The following is a 15,534-nucleotide window of genomic DNA, read 5'->3' on the forward strand; positions in this document are numbered from 1 at the left end:
AACCATTGTTACTAATTACCATAATTCATTCCATGTGATAGTTACTTCATTGAGCGTATTTCCTACATCAATTCTCTTAATTAATGAAGTTATTATTGTTCTTTTTTCTTCAAAGGTAGTCTCTTGCCATATGGCTTCAAAATTTTGAAGCATAATAAGTATGTTTCAAAATTATCTTCTATTGGATTTTCTGATTCTCCTAAAACAGATTGTTCCAATGCTATTTTTTCTCTATATAATTTATCAATTCTTTCCGAAATAACACTTGCGGGAATTTTATCATCTTGATATAATTTCATAAACTTGTCAATGCTATTATCGATATCTCTAATTTTATTTAAGATGATGTCTTGATTATTCGCTTTTTCAACAAGATGCTTTTTTTCAATTTCATATGCTTTTTTTAATCTTTCAACATTCAGTTCCTTGTCGCTTAGCTGTCTAATTATTTCGCCTTCCAGTTCATTAGCCTTCCAATGTCTTCCTGGGCAATTATCACTTTTAGCCATTCTCTTAGGACCTGTAAGTGAATAACAATTATAATAATGATCCTTGCTTCCGTCTTCTTTAGCATTTGCCCATGTAGCTCTCAATCTTGCACCACAGTATGCACAATAAACAATTCCACCTAGTAAATATTTTGTGGACTTGGGTTTTTGCTTCCTACTCTTCATTATACTCTGAATCATTTCAAAAGTTTCCTTACTTATTATAGGCTTATGCAGTCCTTCGTACTGATTTCCATTATATTCTACTATTCCAGTGTAAGTAGGGTTGCTAAGCACTCTAATAACTTGTAAGGAGTTCCAGTTATAGCCATTGTTATTTTTATACCCTTTTCTAGTCATATAATCAGCTATGGCATCGGCACCCTTGCCTTCCAAATATAACTCGTATACCTTTTTTACTTGCATGGATTCATAATCATCTATAACTAATTCATCGTTGATAAAATTATAGCCTATAGGCACGTTTCCGCCACCCCTCCAATAACCTTCTTTTGCCCTTCTTTCCTTTCCGAGTTTAGTTCTTTCTATAATGGTTTCTCTCTCTAATTGAGCGAATACAGCCAATATGCCTAGCATAGCTCTACCAAAAGGGGTAGATGTATCAAATGACTCTAATAGACTTACGAAATCTATATTGTTTTTTAAAAATTCCCCTTCTACTAATCTCAATACATCCATTTGACTTCTTGATAATCTATCCAACTTGTACACTAAAACAATATTAAATTTATTCATATTTTTCAACAAGGATTGCAAGGCTGGTCTATCAGTATTGGTCCCAGTGTATCCATCATCTACATAGATATCTTGTATAGTCCACCCTTTAGCCTTACAATAGCTTATTAAACGATCTTTCTGAGCTGCTATACTGAAACCTTCTTTGGCTTGCTCTAGTGTACTTACGCGTATATAAATAGCGGCTTTTATCACTTAATCACCTTCTTGTTTTATTTAATTGCTTATGTTTATTATTCTAAGTTTATAAAATAATCTTCTATGTACTTATAATGAATCATTAATATATCAGTTCTACCTAGTACGAAATCTATATTTACATTAAGCTTATCAGCCATTTTAATTAAGTTATTTGTATCAGGGATGTTTAACCCCTGTTCCCACCTTTCGTAACTTCTTATACTCACTCCTAAGTAGTTAGCGAAATCTTTTTGTGAAAATCTTCCGACATTTCTCAACAATTTTAGACGTTTTCCGACTATATTCGACATAGTTCGACACTCCTTCAATACGATTGTACCAAAGGAACCACTCACTTGTGAGTGGTATTTTTTACCATAAATTTGTAAAACGATACTCAAATTACACTTAAACGATACACTATTAATTTAACTAACTACGCACTTGTGGGTAGTTAGTTGAGTAATGAACCTTAGCATTTCCAAAGGCTTGACGATTCTTAAACAAGCTTGTATAATCGAATTAACGTAATGATACTTTTTTGACCTTGAATATTTTCCCATTCAGTAGTACAATATAATAAGAACGTATGTTTGAACATTAGTTTGGCTAAAAAGGGGGATATATGATGAATGAAATAATAGAACTATTAAATCAACTAACGGAAGAAGAATTACATATATTACTAAAAAAGATAGAAAAAAAGTTGGTACGGAAAGACCTACCTAGTTAGGTTTTTTCATAGCAACTTTTATTATGTTTATTAGGTATTCTTGTTCTTCCATACTCATATCTTCACTAAATAGTCCCATCTTTTCTAGTTCTTTAAAGAACGTCAAGGTATTTTCATTTGCTCCTTCTAATAATGAAGGGGTTTCTTTTTGTTCTTCTCCTAGGATATGTTCTACAGAAACATTAAAGTAATCCGCTACCTTTCGAACTCGATCATATGATGGTTTGTGTTTATTCCACTTACTAACTGTTCCGCTAGTGAATTCTAATTCTGTTTCCATTTTCAAAACACTAATATTGTTTTGTTTACAAAGATTTTTTATTCTGTCATAAACGCCCATTTTATCATCCTTTCAGAAAATTTTACGATTTATTTTGAAAATATGACGAAAATCATATTGACATTCGGAAAATATGACGATATACTATTCATAACAGCTAATACAAAAGCCAAAAAAGACAACAAAAAACCGAAGGTATAATTAAATCCCTTTTTCAAATCGTTCCCCAACGATGTATTCGGTTTTGCTTACTATCTTAGTTTAGAATATTTTCGGAACTTTGTCAAGGATTTAGCTGAAATTTACTCAAAATAATTATCGACAAGGGAGGTGGCAAAATGCAGAATTATTCAGATTTCGGAGTAGAAGTAAGAGGTGTAATGTTAAAAAAAGGTATTACGATGACTTCTTTAGCAAAGGAGTTAGGTATATCAGTGACTTATCTATCTGATATATTACGAGGAACTAGAAAAGGAGCAAAGCAAAGAAAAAGAATAGTACAAGCTTTAGGAATGGAACAAGCGAGTTAGGAGGGACGGCAAATGAATGAACTAATAAAAATAAATTATCAAAATGATAGGTACACAACAAGTGCAAGGGATTTATGGGAGTTTTTAGGCAAACCTTATACGGAATTTAGTAAGTGGTTTAACCATTATAAAGAATATGGATTCGTTGAAAACCTTGATTTTCGCGTAATCGAAAGATTTGTCGATGACGTAACTATATTTGGCGGTAAGAGAAAATTAATAGATTACGAAATAACTATAGATATGGGCAAAGAATTAGCCATGTTGCAGAAATCAGAAAAAGGAAAGATAGTAAGACAGTATTTAATCGAACTGGAAAAGAAATGGAATAGTCCTGAAGTAATAATGGCAAGAGCGTTAAAAATGGCAGATGAAAAAATGCTTGAGTATAAAAACAATATTATTCAACTTGAAGGCAAGATTGAACAGGACAAGCCTAAGGTTTTGTTTGCAGAAGCAGTGGAAAATTCCGAGGATGTAATCCTTGTAAAAGAAATGGCTTTGATATTAACTCAACACGGGTTTGAAATAGGGCAGAATCAATTGTTCGAGTATTTAAGAATGCATGGTTATTTATGCAAGAAAGCTGGGGATATGTATAACTTGCCAACTAAGAAATATGAACATTTGTTTAAGGTTACTAAGAGAACAATACAGCATACGGACAGAACATCAGTTAAAAATACACCTAAAGTAAATGGGAGAGGGCAAATGTATTTTATAAAGAAGTTTGCTGAATACAGAGCCAAAGGCTTAACCATCAAAGATTTATTGATAGAGGAAGGTGCTTAAATGGAGAAACAATTATTGTATTTTAAAAATTTCATAGATAATCTTGAAAATTATCAGAAAGAAGAAGGAAAAGAGAAAGATACTGTTAAAAAGCTTGTGTTTTATGGAGTTAAAACAATAAACAGATTTCACAAAGAACAAAACGAAACTTTGGAAACAGTGATAGAAAGGTTTCAATTAATATCTTTTATTAACAGTATTATAGGGTTGTTAACACCAAATGAATTTGTAAATATATTTCCTATATTTAAGGAATACAAAGGTCATAAATGGGAAATGAAAGATTATTTCTATACTAAGAGATATATCGATTCTTTAGATAAGGACAAGCCAATAGGTACAGAAGAAGAAGTATTCAATTTTCTTTGGGAATATCACAACTGGGACATAACTGAATTTATGGTAGAAAACATGAGTTGTATAAGTGATTTGAGAAGGTTAGAAGGGCAACCTTCTTTAATAGAAGAATGGGCATCAGATAATGGAATTAAGACATATACAATGCATGAAGATGATAAAGGGAATAAGTTTTTGATTGATAAAGAAGGAAAAACAACCAAAGTTTCTAAGCCTAGGCCTAGATATTTGAAAGTAGTTAAGTAGGAGGGTTACTATGGGGACTATAGATGCATATATTGTCATAGTGAAAGTGATAGATAGATTAATAAAGAAGGAGAGTATCAATGACAAATCAACTAAAGAAATTAAAAAAGCAAGTTAATCTCTTTTTAGAAGGTGAAGACCAATGCTAAATCTAATATGCCTTATAATCGCCACAATCGTTTTCAAGAACTTTAATGGTACAAGCCTAATCATTCCTATAGGTATACTCTTATATGTCTTATATGGACAAGCAAAGGATGTAAAAAGAGTATTCATAGAAGTGTTTAGAGGGGAGGTGTAGAAGATGGAAGGTAGTAAATACAAAATGGCTGTAGAATTTCTAATCGGTCAAGTTGAGGATTTTATAGATGGTGTTTTGCCCGAATATAATCTTGACAGCGAATTCAGAAATGAAATAAGAGAGTTGAAAAGGAGAATTGAAGTTGTTAGAAAGTTTGAAAATGAGGAGGTGTAGAAGATGAAAACCCCAAAAGTAGTCGCTGAAATATCAAGCGAAAATTTACATTCATTATTGATATGTATATCGGATAATATAGCGGATTATCACCGAAAAGACGAAAGAGAATTAACCTTAGATGATACTTTGGAATATTTAGAAAGCAGAAAAGGACAAGTATTCTTAGTTAGAGAATGGTAGGAGGTGTAGAGGGTGAAAACAATCAAAAATGACAATAAAGTTTGCCTTAATGATTTGTTAAATGAAATATACGTGATAGACGGGAAGGTATATATAGTCAAGAAAAGCGAGGGTGAGTAATGGAATCATATTTTAAATTTAAACTAGCATCAGAAATAATATCAATAATAATATTCGGCTTAGTGATTATAGGTTATGCAGTATCTTATACGGTATCTAAAAATAAAAAATAGGAGGGATCAAATGTTTAAATGTAATGAGTGTAGTGAGATATTCAAAGAATGGGAAGAGGACAGTTGCCCTAGATGTGGTAGTGGGGATATTACAGAAGACATATACCCTAAAGATATAGACGGTTGTGACAATTGCCCACTGTACAAAAATGATTGTAATGGTGGATTTACTTCTAGTGGAAATGGCGTACCTATAGAGCCGCCATGTACCTCATGGACAGATGATATATTGATATTTACAGGCATGTACGATTAAAGCGGGAGGTGTAGAAATAATGATAATGCCTTTTAGGCTATATGAAGATAATGAATATCTCATAAAAAAAGACCTCTCTAGCGGGAACTAGAAAAGGTCAACATAAATAAAAACATATTTAGGTTATTATACCACGGAAGGAGATAAAAAGTAAATGAAAACTTGGGAAGTAATAAAGGAATTAACGGAGAATCCAAATAAGAAGTTTAGACGTAAAGAATTAAATTCTTACGTAACAGTAGAGGGTGGAATGATCGTATGGCGCGGTGAGTTCCAGAGAGGACAAAAAATGGAAATAGGTTTTATAGATAAAAGAGATAGTGAATGGGAAGAAGTAAAAGAACCAGTTAATTTTATGGAAGTACTAGAAAGAGTTAGTAACAACCTTCATACGAGAATTTCATTACATGATGAAGCTAGAGAAAGAATTTACGCCGTTCGCTCATTAAGTGGAATATTAAGAGATTTAGACGAGGAATTCGACAGTAGGGAGATAGCAAAAATATTGCTAGAAGGTAAATGGTACATCGAATAGGAGGACAAGCTTATGGCAAAACAAGTCACTTTAATAGATAAAGATGATTACAGAAGGTTGCTCAATAGACTTAAAACCATTTTGAGCGAAATAAACGAGTTAATTCTGATTGTAGAAGAAAGGATTGATTGAGAGTGTTTGATAGATTAGAACGAAGTCCTTTAAAGTTAGTGAGAACAATTTATTTTAAAATCATAGACGGAGATAAAATATATTACTTAATAGAAAAATCATACACAAGTAAATATGACGGAAAAATTAATGTAGATAAAATCACAGAAGAAGAATATAAAAAAGCAATATTAAAAGAAGAAAAAACGGAAGAAATATGTTTAGAAGATACAAGGCCAAATATAAAAAATGCTATTAGGAGGTTATATATAAATGAATAAATTACAAGAACTAGAATTGGAAGATATAGAGGAAATTATACAAAATGCAGAGGACACAGAGAAGTTCACTGATTATAAATATAAAATATTAGATTTAGACGGAGCCGTCAGAGCCTTTAAAAAGTTAAACGCTATAGAAGCAAAGATAAAAGATATAGAAAGAATAGCGCAAGAAGAAATAGAGCCTTACGAATCAATGATAGCTAAAATAAATGAATGGAAAGACGAAGAAATAAAGAGTTTCGATAGGTCAATAAACTTCTTTAACTTCTCACTAGAGCAATATTATAGAGAGCAAAGAGAATTAGATCCTAAATTTAAACTATCTACTCCATATGGGAAGGTAAGTAGCAGGAAGCAACAAGATAAATGGACTTATGAAGATGAAAAAGTAATCGAAAGCTTAAAAGATATGGGAATAAGTCACTTGATTAGAACTAAGGAAGTAGTAGAAGTTGAAAAGGCAGAACTTAAAAAATCAGTTGAGATATTAAAAGATGTTGTTTCTTTAGATGGCAGTATCGTGAATAATGTTAAGTTTATCGGAGTTGATGAATTCCAAAACAGTAACTTTGTAAATGTAGAGACCGGAGAACTAGAAGGTAGATGGATTGAATATGTTCATCACAAACAAGCGATAGTTTATAAGGGACAAGTTATAGAAGGGATAACAGTAACGGAACAACCTGATTCTATCTCTATCAAGGTGGTGGAGTAAATGAGTAAGATTGATGAAAGATTTATAGTCGATTTAAAAGGGAAACAATTCGTAACTTATGAAGGTCTTTTAGATTTGGCACACCAAAAAGGATTGTTGAGTATGTTTGTTGAGATTATACAGATACCTTCTAAAGAAAATGATATGACAGCTATATGCAAGGCTACAGCTAAGACAGAAAATGGAATATTTCAAGACATAGGAGATGCAGGACCTAATTCTACCAATTCAATGATAAAACCTCACATAATAAGAATGGCATCTACCAGGGCAAAAGCTAGAGCATTAAGAGATTTAACTAATGTAGGTATGACAGCTATAGAAGAATTAGGAGAAGATGAAAAAACTCAACCAACGGAGCCGATACAACCTAAAGGTAATCTATCGGACAAGCAGATTAAGAGACTTTATGCTATAGCTAAATCAGTTGATATGGATGCAGAGACAGTAAAAGATCACATACGTAGAAGATTTAATAAAGATGTAAAAGAGTTGACAAAAGAAGAATATGATACTATTTGCGATGGATATGAAAATTTGAAGGAATAGGGGCGATTCAGCCCCTGGTATTTAAAGAAGGTGATAAAAATTGTCGGGTTGGATAAGTATTCATAGAAAAATACAAGAAAACTGGATATGGGAAGATAAACCTTTCTCAAAAGGCCAAGCATGGATTGACATATTACTGATGGTGAATCATGAAGACAAAAAAATACCTTTTAGTAATGAGTTAGTCGAAGTCAAAAGAGGAAGCAGAATTACATCTATAAGACAACTATGTGAGAGGTGGGGTTGGTCTAATACAAAAGTTAGAGGTTTTTTAGAACTGTTAGAAAATGAAAATATGTTGATTGCAAAAAGCGACAGTAAAAAAACCACCTTAACAGTAGTAAATTACAATGATTATCAGATATTGAAAGACAGCGAAAACGACAGTGAAACGACAGGCACTTTTTCAGAAATCGAAAAAAAGTCTAAAAAAAACGACAGAGAAACGACAGTTGGAAGCATTGACAATAGCAATCTAGGTGGGTTTGAAGAAATAAAGAAACGACAGAGAAACATCACAGAAAAATCGCAGAAACACACAAACAATAATGATAATAATGACAATAATGATAATAAAGATATATATACTGACCTCTATGAATTTTGGAACTCAAAAGAAATAATCAAACATAAAAAGCTAACAGATAAAATGAAAACTAAAATAAAATCTACTCTAAAAGATTATGATGTAGAAACTTTAAAAGAAATAATATCTACTTATGCAGAGATAGTAAATGACGAAAAATATTATTTCACTTATAAATGGTCTTTAGAAGATTTCCTACAAAGAGGATTAAAACAATTTGAAAATTCAGATGTAGCAAAGCAAAACTTCTTAAAGAAAGAATTTAATAAAACACCTAATCAAAGTGTAACTACTACTAAAAGTAAAAATAGATTCCATAACTTTCAACAAAGGTCAGATAATTACACAGAGGAAGAACTAGATAAAAAAGTAGACGATATAGCAGACAGAAAAAAAAGAGAGTTCTTAGAAAGGATGAAAGGGGCAAATGAAAGTTAAAACTTGTACTAAATGTGGAGAAGAATACCCTGCAACAACAATGTACTTCCATAAAGCTAAAACTTGTAAAGACGGATTAAATTCTAAGTGCAAATACTGCATAAATGAAAATTATAAAAAGAAATATAAAACAGGAAAATACAAAAGCAATAAAAATTATAAAAGCAAAATGGAAGAGAAAATGAAAAGAGAGCAGGAAGCTTTTGAAAGAGTGATGAATGAAAAGGTAGAAGGTCTAGACATAAGTAAAGTAAAACTAGTAAAGGATAAGCAGTACAAAATATACCTAAGAAGAAATTATAAAAAGGTTTATGACCTTTGCTTTGAAGGAACTATGATTCGAGATTATAAAACTCATATACTGTTTAAACACAAACTAGGATACAGTGAAAGTTTCTTAAAAGCTGATTTCTTGACAGGTGAATATAAGGTTAAGGAGATTTAATTATGAAACTAACACATTTTAGCCTATTTACTGGTATAGGAGGAATAGATTTAGCAGCAGAATGGGCAGGATTTGAAACAGTTGGACAATGCGAATATGCTGACTTTCCGACTAAAGTGTTGGAAAAACATTGGCCCAATATACCAAGATGGAGGGATGTAAGAGATGTCACAGCTAAGTCTGTCAGAGAAAGAGGAATTAAAAATATCAGCTTACTTAGCGGAGGATTTCCTTGTCAACCTCATAGCGTTGCAGGAAAACGTGAAGGTTCTAATGATGAACGTGATCTATGGGGGGAATATGCAAGAATCATTAGCGAAATTACACCAAAATGGGTTTTGGGCGAAAATGTACCAGGGTTACTTACAACCGAAGATGGACGGTTCTTTGGAGGAATTCTCAATGACTTGGCCGAGATGGGGTACAATGCAGGATGGTGTAGTTATGGGGCTGAATGGGTTGATGCCCCTCACAAAAGAGAAAGGATATTCATTGTTGCCCACTCCAACAGCTTCAGATCACAAGGGGGGCAGAACTCCAGAAGCTTCTATGAAAGCAGGGAGGAACGAGAGGAACAATTTGAGAGATTTTATAAGGCACTACTATTCAACTCCTACAGCAAGTCAGAGTTACAAAAAGATAAGGAAATTAAGTCCATCGGAGAAAAAAGGAACAAGGGGCAAAGCAATACCGGGCAGTATAGGAGAGAAGCCCCCCGAACTTATTGGCAGGTATCCGAACCCCCAATTCTTGGAGTGGATGATGGGATTTCCAATAGGGTGGACAGAAGTATAGCCTTGGGCAATGCAGTAGTACCACAACAAGTATATCCTATCTTAAAAATGATAGCAGATATAGAAAGGGGAATTTAATATGATAGATAAATATAAAGTAGCAGCAGATATAAAGAAAGATAATCCTAAAATATCACATAAAGAAGCGTTGGAGTTTTCTAAAGAAGCAGCAAGAATATACTTTGAGGATAATTGTACACCAAATGAAGCTATGAGAAAAGCTAAGGAAGTGTTAGGGGTAGGTGATTAAGTGGAATTAAAACTAAACACAATCTACAACATGGATTGTCGTGAAGGATTAAAAAAACTAAAAGATAAGAGCATAGACACTTGTGTAACTTCTCCGCCATATTGGGGATTGCGTGATTATGGAGTAGATGGGCAACTAGGATTAGAAGAAACCCCAGAAGAATATGTTTCAAGCATAGTAGAAATCTTTAGAGAAGTTAAGCGCGTATTAAAAAACGAAGGAACATTATGGTTAAATTTAGGCGATAGCTATGCAGGTAGTGGAAAAGGACAATGGGAAGAAGGAAAAGGGCAGAAAGAAACATATATAGCTACAAAAGATAGTTTACAATGCAAAATCCCCAAAACTCCTAATGGTCTCAAACCTAAAGACCTTGTAGGCATTCCCTGGATGGTAGCCTTTGCATTAAGGGCGGATGGATGGTATCTAAGATCGGATATTATTTGGAATAAGCCCAATCCCATGCCTGAAAGTGTGCAAGATAGGCCAACAAAAGCCCATGAATATATTTTCTTATTATCTAAAAGTAAAAACTATTACTATGATAAAGATGCAATAATGGAACCTTTAGCACAATCATCTATACAGAGGTTACAGCAAGATATAGATTCGCAAAATGGATCAAGTAGAGCAAATGGCGGTAGCAAATTAAACGGAAACATGAAAGCGGTATTTACTGTTAGGGGAAGTAAAGGAATAATTGGCAATCCTAATTCTGGAAGAAGAGAAGAAGATAAGACTATTGAGGTTCCGATCGGCAGGAATAAGAGAACTGTTTGGACTATACCTACAGCAAAATTTTCCGAAGCGCATTTCGCAACTTTTCCACCAGAATTAATTGAGCCTTGCGTATTGGCTGGCTCCCCTAGTGGAGGTATTGTTTTGGATCCATTCATGGGATCAGGAACTACAGCAATGGTTGCAGTTCGGAATCAAAGGAACTATATAGGGTTTGAGTTAAACTCGGATTATATACAAATAGCAAAAAAACATAGACTTAATAAAGTTCAATTACAAATGATTTAAAGAAAGGTGATCAAATGTTAAAAGCATGGAGAAGTTGGAGGAATAATACAACTTTAAATGACGGAATGTTCTTGAAGTTTTATATATGGGATAGAATAATCATTCGACCAAGAAGGAGATTAAGAAGATGGCTAAGAAGATAAATAGCAAAAGAAAAGGAGCGGAAGGTGAAAGAGAATGGGCAAAGTTTTGCAGAGAACAAGGATTTGAAGATGCTAGGAGAGGTCAACAGTATTCAGGAATAGAAGGCGAAGATGTAATCGGACTTCCTGGAATACATCAAGAAGTTAAAAGAGTAGAAAGATTAAACGTATCTGATGCGATAAGACAAGCTATAAGAGATAAGGAAGAAGAAGATATACCTATAGTTGCACATAGAAAGAATTACGAGGAATGGTTTGTTACTATGAGGGCTGACGATTGGTTTAAATTATACAAAGCATGGAGGGATAAATATGACTAATGAACAAATAGAATCAGCTATAGAGTATGCGTTACAAATAGCAACAACAGGGAACGAGGAAGAAATAGAAACTATTATTGAAGCGTTGGAAAAACAGATACCTAAGAAAGGCATGCCATACAATAGCGGAAAAAATCATAACTTTATAGAGTGTAGTACATGTAGCGCGCATTTAGATTTATATTATAAACATTGTACTAAATGCGGTCAAAAGCTAGATTGGAGTTGATGAAGTGAACTGCTATAGAACTAATTGCAAATGTGATGATATAAAGAAAATGTATTGTCTATTTAAATTAAACAAGAAGCAGCAAAGACTAATGAAAAAGATAAGTAAAAATAATTATTGTGACGAATGTGGAAATATAACTATTAAAGCTAAGTATAGAGGAAGAACGATAAACCTCTGCACTGAGTGCGGAGTGAGAAGGGAGAGAATAGCGTGAGCTTTTGGAATAGCGTAAAAAGAAAAGCTAGAAAAGAGCATACTTGCAAATATTGCGGAAAGAAGATTAAAAAAGGTGAAGAATACAGCAGAGAAACAGGAATATACGAAGGAGATTTTAATGATTATTGTTTATGTTTAAGATGTAGATTCCTAGTAGATGAATTTGAACATGACGATTATTTACATGAGTTCGCAGATACTTTAATCGACAACGATTTAATGTTATGCCCTGCTTGTGGAACGTCAAATTTAAGTGAATGGGAATTTACAGATGATATGCAAAGTTGTGAATGTGAATGCGATAATTGCGGCGAAAAATGGGTTGCAGATTTAAGCATTGAAGGAATAAAGCGAATAATTACAAGCACTAGATAGGGAGGAATAAATAATGAACTTAGAAAAATTATATAAAATGCAAAGTGAATTAGATAACTATATTATAAAGAATAGAAACATAACAATAAGTGAAGCTGAATTACTAGACAAGACAATATTAGCTTTATTAGTAGAGGTAGGGGAGTTAGCTAATGCGACTAGATGCTTCAAACATTGGAGCACAAAAGGACCTGAAAGCAAAGAAAGATTATTAGAAGAATTAGCGGATATATGGCACTTCTATTTATCTATAGGGAATCAGACAGGTAAAAGATTTGAAACTATAACTATAATATCAATGGAAAAAGTTGTTGAAGTAATTCAAAAAAATGAGAGTTGTTTTAACCTCAACAGAAATGAATTAATTGTTAAAACGTTACTAGAAATATATGGAAATATAACAGAAAATAAATACGAATCAACAGGGAAAGCCATTAGGGTAATAGGGTGGTTACTAGACTTTACAGATGAAGAAGTAGAACAAGCCTACGTGAAGAAACATGAAGAAAATTATAGAAGGCAAGCGGAGGGATATTAATGTGTAATTGCATAGAAAAAACAGAACAAAGATACAAAGAACATTTAAAAGAAAACAACAAGACATTTAAAGAAATAGAAGATTTCGAGGTTGGATTTACAAATAAGGCTTTTCTTATGAGTAGTTGCAAAACTGAAATAGTATTACCGATAGAAGTTTCATGGGAACATAGAGCGAAATCAGGAAGAGTTTCAACTAAAAGAAAAGTATCAAGTTTTACAATGAGCTATTGCCCATTTTGTGGGGAAAAGAAAGGGGATTAAATATGAAAAAGAAAATATTAATAGTTTTAATGGTTTTAGTTATATTGCTAGCAGGATGCCAACATAGGCAATCAACAAGAGTTTCTCATAACGTATCACTAGAAGCTGATAACTTTAATGTGATAAGAAGATTAACAGTATTAAATGCAAGAACAGATAAACCAATGTTTGAGTTGATCGGAGCGTTTAGCTTTGAGTTACAGAGTAATCGTATCATTGTAGTAGTGGAAACAGGTCCTAACGAATATAAAAAGCATTCCGTAGGACTTGGAGAGTGGACCTTATGGGTAGTTGAAGATGTAGGAGGGGCGAATGTAGACAAGTATCGTTATGAAGTAAACTTCCTACCTGAAATGATAGTACCTATAACATTTACAAGTAATGACTAGGAGGGGCAAAGATGTTTAGAATTGTCAAAGGAAAACTTAAAAAAGCAACTCATGAATGGCAAGAATATTTACTCAACAAAGAATTGTTATTATGTACTGGACTTGAAAATACATTAAACTTACTAGCGATAGATGAAAAGGATTTAAATGAGTACTGTAACTATTTATGGGACAAGAATTATTTCGTAAGAGAGGAATATGAGAGACTTGAATGGTTAATCGAAGATATAGAATTAGGTAACTATGGATTTGGATTTGATGTTGATGAAATAGAGATTATAGAGATAATAAAAGAAATTAAACTAGGGGGCTAAGTAATGAATAAAAGAAAAAGAAAAGAATGTCATAACTGCAAATATATAAATGAACATAGTTTATGTTTTCGTGGAGACATAGACAAGAGACAACAGAGGAAATTAATGAGAACATCTGATAAATATGGAATATGGGAAAGATTTTACTGTAAAAGTCATAAACATAAGAAAGACTAGGGAGGGACAAGCATGGATAAGAAAGAAAAGCTAAAACTAAAAATAAATGAATTTATAGATAAAGCAGTAGATAAAGCAAATGAAGATGATAAACTAGATTATTTTAATATAGAGATAAACAATCATAACGGAACTCTACAAATGGATATTAATATGAGATATAGAGAGAAGGTGTATTAAAATGCTAAAAGAAACTAAGCATGACTATCAAAATTGTCTAACTGGAAATTTCTATGATAATAAATGTACAGGTGAATATGAGTCGTGGGAAGATTTTAAAAACACTCATGCTGGATTTGGTGCAAATGATTATTATAATGACACATATAATTTTGTTTTTAGATATGACATACACAAGCAAGATGACAGTAAATACAGATTAGAATTATGCATAATGCTTCAACGTAAAGGTATTTATACACATTTATATATTCATAATATAGATCAAAATACATTGAATACAGAGGTTAAGGAATGGCTGAAAGGTAGAAGTAAATACATCACACACCTATGGAAAGAAGTATTATAAGAAAGGGGAATAAAGATGGATAAATTAGACAAGCTTTTAGAATATACAAGCAAACAGGAAGATAAATACTATGACTTTGCACATAAGGCAATGGAGCAAGGAAATATGTTAGCCTTTCAAGTTCACCAAGCAGAAGCGACAGCATTTCAAAGAGTAAGATATGCAATAGAAGATTTAAAGGAATCTGATAAAAATAAGGATGAACAAGAGATATCACCTCAAGAAATAGCAGAAATAATAGCAAGAAACTTAACAGCATGGGATACAAGTAAAGATAAAAAAGAAGGATTACTTCCAGAAGTATATCTTAGAAACAAAGGCGTATATAAAGAGCTTACAGGAGAAGAATATATTTTTTCAAGAGCAGTAAAGAAATTTAATATAAAATAGATCCTACTATACAGATAGCGGACCTAGACTATTTACTCTTATGAGTGTAGTTTAGTGTCCGCTTTTTTATTGAAAGGAGAATGAAAATGGATGGACTAACAAGCAAAGAAAGACATCAAATAGTAGAAGAAAGAAGTCAAGGCCTATGTGAAAACTGCGGAAGTAACTTTATGGTACAACATCATCATATCATAGGCGGAAATGGTAAGAGAAGACAATGTGAAACTATATATAGCCTAATAGCTTTATGCTGGGATTGCCATCATGGAGATTATGGAGTAGAAGGAAATAAAGATAGAACATTAGATTTGAAACTTAAGCAAGACCTACAAAGGAAGTATGAGGAATTAGGATTAAAAGGTAAAGAACTGCAATACTGGCTAGGTGGAAGATTTTATTTATAGGA

31 protein-coding genes are annotated in these 15,534 nt (G+C 32.7%); 28 read left to right on the top strand and 3 right to left on the bottom strand.

Annotated elements, in window-relative coordinates:
- Positions 1-92 precede the first annotated feature (92 nt).
- The 3 genes from CIW83_RS18195 to CIW83_RS18205 all read right to left on the bottom strand — a co-directional run bounded on the left by CIW83_RS18195 (position 93) and on the right by CIW83_RS18205 (position 2,497).
- Positions 93-1,439: a recombinase family protein gene (locus CIW83_RS18195; RefSeq protein ID WP_094903862.1), complete on the bottom strand. Its 1,347-nt coding sequence runs from the start codon at positions 1,437-1,439 to the stop codon at positions 93-95.
- Between the two features lie 38 nt (positions 1,440-1,477).
- Positions 1,478-1,735 (bottom strand): helix-turn-helix domain-containing protein, encoded by a 258-nt coding sequence (locus CIW83_RS18200; RefSeq protein WP_094903864.1) that lies wholly within the window; start codon positions 1,733-1,735, stop codon positions 1,478-1,480.
- 414 nt (positions 1,736-2,149) lie between these two features.
- Positions 2,150-2,497, bottom strand: a complete 348-nt coding sequence (locus tag CIW83_RS18205; protein ID WP_094903866.1) for a helix-turn-helix domain-containing protein — start codon at positions 2,495-2,497, stop codon at positions 2,150-2,152.
- A gap of 278 nt (positions 2,498-2,775) precedes the next feature.
- Here CIW83_RS18205 and CIW83_RS18210 point away from each other — a divergent pair, with 278 nt between their 5' ends.
- From CIW83_RS18210 to CIW83_RS18320, 28 genes are all read left to right on the top strand, one after another.
- Positions 2,776-2,967 carry a helix-turn-helix domain-containing protein gene (locus CIW83_RS18210; RefSeq protein WP_094903868.1) on the top strand — a complete coding sequence of 64 codons (192 nt, stop codon included), beginning with the start codon at positions 2,776-2,778 and terminating at the stop codon, positions 2,965-2,967.
- 12 nt (positions 2,968-2,979) lie between these two features.
- The gene (locus CIW83_RS18215) at positions 2,980-3,759 is read left to right on the top strand and encodes a phage antirepressor KilAC domain-containing protein (protein WP_094903870.1); all 780 of its coding nucleotides are present in this window, start codon (positions 2,980-2,982) and stop codon (positions 3,757-3,759) included.
- Complete coding sequence (locus CIW83_RS18220; protein WP_094903872.1) at positions 3,760-4,362, top strand: hypothetical protein; 603 nt, start codon at positions 3,760-3,762, stop codon at positions 4,360-4,362.
- Between the two features lie 304 nt (positions 4,363-4,666).
- Positions 4,667-4,837, top strand: a complete 171-nt coding sequence (locus CIW83_RS22370; RefSeq protein WP_158220171.1) for a hypothetical protein — start codon at positions 4,667-4,669, stop codon at positions 4,835-4,837.
- 3 nt (positions 4,838-4,840) lie between these two features.
- Positions 4,841-5,020: a hypothetical protein gene (locus CIW83_RS18225; protein WP_094903874.1), complete on the top strand. Its 180-nt coding sequence runs from the start codon at positions 4,841-4,843 to the stop codon at positions 5,018-5,020.
- A 243-nt stretch (positions 5,021-5,263) separates the two neighbouring features.
- Positions 5,264-5,509: a hypothetical protein gene (locus CIW83_RS18230; RefSeq protein WP_094903876.1), complete on the top strand. Its 246-nt coding sequence runs from the start codon at positions 5,264-5,266 to the stop codon at positions 5,507-5,509.
- 154 nt (positions 5,510-5,663) lie between these two features.
- Entirely contained in the window at positions 5,664-6,044 is a 381-nt protein-coding gene (locus tag CIW83_RS18235; protein ID WP_094903878.1) for a hypothetical protein, read from the top strand.
- Between the two features lie 134 nt (positions 6,045-6,178).
- On the top strand, positions 6,179-6,436 hold the full coding sequence (locus CIW83_RS18240; protein WP_094903880.1) for a hypothetical protein: 258 nt from the start codon (positions 6,179-6,181) through the stop codon (positions 6,434-6,436).
- Complete coding sequence (locus tag CIW83_RS18245; RefSeq protein ID WP_094903882.1) at positions 6,429-7,154, top strand: host-nuclease inhibitor Gam family protein; 726 nt, start codon at positions 6,429-6,431, stop codon at positions 7,152-7,154. The genes CIW83_RS18240 and CIW83_RS18245 overlap by 8 nt, the downstream gene beginning before the upstream one ends.
- Complete coding sequence (locus tag CIW83_RS18250) at positions 7,155-7,703, top strand: hypothetical protein (protein WP_094903884.1); 549 nt, start codon at positions 7,155-7,157, stop codon at positions 7,701-7,703.
- A gap of 40 nt (positions 7,704-7,743) precedes the next feature.
- On the top strand, positions 7,744-8,727 hold the full coding sequence (locus tag CIW83_RS18255; RefSeq protein ID WP_094903886.1) for a hypothetical protein: 984 nt from the start codon (positions 7,744-7,746) through the stop codon (positions 8,725-8,727).
- On the top strand, positions 8,717-9,172 hold the full coding sequence (locus tag CIW83_RS18260; RefSeq protein ID WP_094903888.1) for a hypothetical protein: 456 nt from the start codon (positions 8,717-8,719) through the stop codon (positions 9,170-9,172). The genes CIW83_RS18255 and CIW83_RS18260 overlap by 11 nt, the downstream gene beginning before the upstream one ends.
- A 2-nt stretch (positions 9,173-9,174) precedes the next feature.
- Entirely contained in the window at positions 9,175-10,044 is an 870-nt protein-coding gene (locus CIW83_RS18265; RefSeq protein WP_094903890.1) for a DNA cytosine methyltransferase, read from the top strand.
- A 1-nt stretch (position 10,045) separates the two neighbouring features.
- On the top strand, positions 10,046-10,216 hold the full coding sequence (locus tag CIW83_RS22375) for a hypothetical protein (protein WP_158220172.1): 171 nt from the start codon (positions 10,046-10,048) through the stop codon (positions 10,214-10,216).
- Between the two features lie 30 nt (positions 10,217-10,246).
- Complete coding sequence (locus tag CIW83_RS18270; RefSeq protein ID WP_094903957.1) at positions 10,247-11,242, top strand: site-specific DNA-methyltransferase; 996 nt, start codon at positions 10,247-10,249, stop codon at positions 11,240-11,242.
- A gap of 127 nt (positions 11,243-11,369) precedes the next feature.
- Positions 11,370-11,705, top strand: a complete 336-nt coding sequence (locus tag CIW83_RS18275; protein ID WP_201260028.1) for a hypothetical protein — start codon at positions 11,370-11,372, stop codon at positions 11,703-11,705.
- Positions 11,698-11,934 carry a hypothetical protein gene (locus tag CIW83_RS18280; protein ID WP_094903892.1) on the top strand — a complete coding sequence of 79 codons (237 nt, stop codon included), beginning with the start codon at positions 11,698-11,700 and terminating at the stop codon, positions 11,932-11,934. Before CIW83_RS18275 ends, CIW83_RS18280 begins: the two co-directional genes overlap by 8 nt.
- A gap of 4 nt (positions 11,935-11,938) precedes the next feature.
- Positions 11,939-12,151 (top strand): hypothetical protein, encoded by a 213-nt coding sequence (locus tag CIW83_RS22030; RefSeq protein WP_143598592.1) that lies wholly within the window; start codon positions 11,939-11,941, stop codon positions 12,149-12,151.
- Positions 12,148-12,528 carry a hypothetical protein gene (locus CIW83_RS18285; RefSeq protein WP_094903894.1) on the top strand — a complete coding sequence of 127 codons (381 nt, stop codon included), beginning with the start codon at positions 12,148-12,150 and terminating at the stop codon, positions 12,526-12,528. Before CIW83_RS22030 ends, CIW83_RS18285 begins: the two co-directional genes overlap by 4 nt.
- Positions 12,529-12,541: 13 nt before the next feature.
- Positions 12,542-13,066 (top strand): dUTP diphosphatase, encoded by a 525-nt coding sequence (locus CIW83_RS18290; RefSeq protein ID WP_094903896.1) that lies wholly within the window; start codon positions 12,542-12,544, stop codon positions 13,064-13,066.
- Positions 13,066-13,329, top strand: a complete 264-nt coding sequence (locus CIW83_RS18295; RefSeq protein WP_094903898.1) for a hypothetical protein — start codon at positions 13,066-13,068, stop codon at positions 13,327-13,329. Before CIW83_RS18290 ends, CIW83_RS18295 begins: the two co-directional genes overlap by 1 nt.
- A 2-nt stretch (positions 13,330-13,331) precedes the next feature.
- Positions 13,332-13,718, top strand: coding sequence for a hypothetical protein (locus tag CIW83_RS18300; RefSeq protein ID WP_094903900.1), 387 nt, complete (start codon positions 13,332-13,334; stop codon positions 13,716-13,718).
- 11 nt (positions 13,719-13,729) lie between these two features.
- Positions 13,730-14,032: a hypothetical protein gene (locus CIW83_RS18305; protein ID WP_094903902.1), complete on the top strand. Its 303-nt coding sequence runs from the start codon at positions 13,730-13,732 to the stop codon at positions 14,030-14,032.
- 3 nt (positions 14,033-14,035) lie between these two features.
- The gene (locus CIW83_RS22380) at positions 14,036-14,209 is read left to right on the top strand and encodes a hypothetical protein (protein ID WP_158220173.1); all 174 of its coding nucleotides are present in this window, start codon (positions 14,036-14,038) and stop codon (positions 14,207-14,209) included.
- 12 nt (positions 14,210-14,221) lie between these two features.
- On the top strand, positions 14,222-14,389 hold the full coding sequence (locus CIW83_RS22385) for a hypothetical protein (protein WP_158220174.1): 168 nt from the start codon (positions 14,222-14,224) through the stop codon (positions 14,387-14,389).
- Between the two features lies 1 nt (position 14,390).
- Positions 14,391-14,738: a hypothetical protein gene (locus CIW83_RS18310; RefSeq protein WP_094903904.1), complete on the top strand. Its 348-nt coding sequence runs from the start codon at positions 14,391-14,393 to the stop codon at positions 14,736-14,738.
- 15 nt (positions 14,739-14,753) lie between these two features.
- Positions 14,754-15,128 (top strand): hypothetical protein, encoded by a 375-nt coding sequence (locus tag CIW83_RS18315; RefSeq protein ID WP_094903906.1) that lies wholly within the window; start codon positions 14,754-14,756, stop codon positions 15,126-15,128.
- Positions 15,129-15,214: 86 nt separating this feature from the next.
- Positions 15,215-15,532, top strand: a complete 318-nt coding sequence (locus CIW83_RS18320) for a hypothetical protein (protein WP_094903908.1) — start codon at positions 15,215-15,217, stop codon at positions 15,530-15,532.
- The last annotated feature ends 2 nt before the right edge of the window (positions 15,533-15,534 follow it).

The organism is Tissierella sp. P1, assembly GCF_002266425.1.
GTDB classification, from domain to species: Bacteria; Bacillota; Clostridia; order Tissierellales; family Tissierellaceae; genus Tissierella; species Tissierella carlieri.

Coding starts and splice junctions, on each gene's coding strand:
- CIW83_RS18225 (WP_094903874.1), top strand. CDS start 4,841: ATGAAAACCCCAAAAGTAGTCGCTGAAATATCAAGCGAAAATTTACAT.
- CIW83_RS22380 (WP_158220173.1), top strand. CDS start 14,036: ATGAATAAAAGAAAAAGAAAAGAATGTCATAACTGCAAATATATAAAT.
- CIW83_RS18245 (WP_094903882.1), top strand. CDS start 6,429: ATGAATAAATTACAAGAACTAGAATTGGAAGATATAGAGGAAATTATA.
- CIW83_RS18230 (WP_094903876.1), top strand. CDS start 5,264: ATGTTTAAATGTAATGAGTGTAGTGAGATATTCAAAGAATGGGAAGAG.
- CIW83_RS18205 (WP_094903866.1), bottom strand. CDS start 2,497: ATGGGCGTTTATGACAGAATAAAAAATCTTTGTAAACAAAACAATATT.
- CIW83_RS18295 (WP_094903898.1), top strand. CDS start 13,066: ATGTGTAATTGCATAGAAAAAACAGAACAAAGATACAAAGAACATTTA.
- CIW83_RS22370 (WP_158220171.1), top strand. CDS start 4,667: ATGGAAGGTAGTAAATACAAAATGGCTGTAGAATTTCTAATCGGTCAA.
- CIW83_RS18310 (WP_094903904.1), top strand. CDS start 14,391: ATGCTAAAAGAAACTAAGCATGACTATCAAAATTGTCTAACTGGAAAT.
- CIW83_RS18250 (WP_094903884.1), top strand. CDS start 7,155: ATGAGTAAGATTGATGAAAGATTTATAGTCGATTTAAAAGGGAAACAA.
- CIW83_RS18290 (WP_094903896.1), top strand. CDS start 12,542: ATGAACTTAGAAAAATTATATAAAATGCAAAGTGAATTAGATAACTAT.
- CIW83_RS18260 (WP_094903888.1), top strand. CDS start 8,717: ATGAAAGTTAAAACTTGTACTAAATGTGGAGAAGAATACCCTGCAACA.
- CIW83_RS18200 (WP_094903864.1), bottom strand. CDS start 1,735: ATGTCGAATATAGTCGGAAAACGTCTAAAATTGTTGAGAAATGTCGGA.
- CIW83_RS18265 (WP_094903890.1), top strand. CDS start 9,175: ATGAAACTAACACATTTTAGCCTATTTACTGGTATAGGAGGAATAGAT.
- CIW83_RS18300 (WP_094903900.1), top strand. CDS start 13,332: ATGAAAAAGAAAATATTAATAGTTTTAATGGTTTTAGTTATATTGCTA.
- CIW83_RS18215 (WP_094903870.1), top strand. CDS start 2,980: ATGAATGAACTAATAAAAATAAATTATCAAAATGATAGGTACACAACA.
- CIW83_RS22375 (WP_158220172.1), top strand. CDS start 10,046: ATGATAGATAAATATAAAGTAGCAGCAGATATAAAGAAAGATAATCCT.
- CIW83_RS18305 (WP_094903902.1), top strand. CDS start 13,730: ATGTTTAGAATTGTCAAAGGAAAACTTAAAAAAGCAACTCATGAATGG.
- CIW83_RS18210 (WP_094903868.1), top strand. CDS start 2,776: ATGCAGAATTATTCAGATTTCGGAGTAGAAGTAAGAGGTGTAATGTTA.
- CIW83_RS18280 (WP_094903892.1), top strand. CDS start 11,698: ATGACTAATGAACAAATAGAATCAGCTATAGAGTATGCGTTACAAATA.
- CIW83_RS22385 (WP_158220174.1), top strand. CDS start 14,222: ATGGATAAGAAAGAAAAGCTAAAACTAAAAATAAATGAATTTATAGAT.
- CIW83_RS18275 (WP_201260028.1), top strand. CDS start 11,370: ATGGCTAAGAAGATAAATAGCAAAAGAAAAGGAGCGGAAGGTGAAAGA.
- CIW83_RS18315 (WP_094903906.1), top strand. CDS start 14,754: ATGGATAAATTAGACAAGCTTTTAGAATATACAAGCAAACAGGAAGAT.
- CIW83_RS18235 (WP_094903878.1), top strand. CDS start 5,664: ATGAAAACTTGGGAAGTAATAAAGGAATTAACGGAGAATCCAAATAAG.
- CIW83_RS18320 (WP_094903908.1), top strand. CDS start 15,215: ATGGATGGACTAACAAGCAAAGAAAGACATCAAATAGTAGAAGAAAGA.
- CIW83_RS18270 (WP_094903957.1), top strand. CDS start 10,247: ATGGATTGTCGTGAAGGATTAAAAAAACTAAAAGATAAGAGCATAGAC.
- CIW83_RS18220 (WP_094903872.1), top strand. CDS start 3,760: ATGGAGAAACAATTATTGTATTTTAAAAATTTCATAGATAATCTTGAA.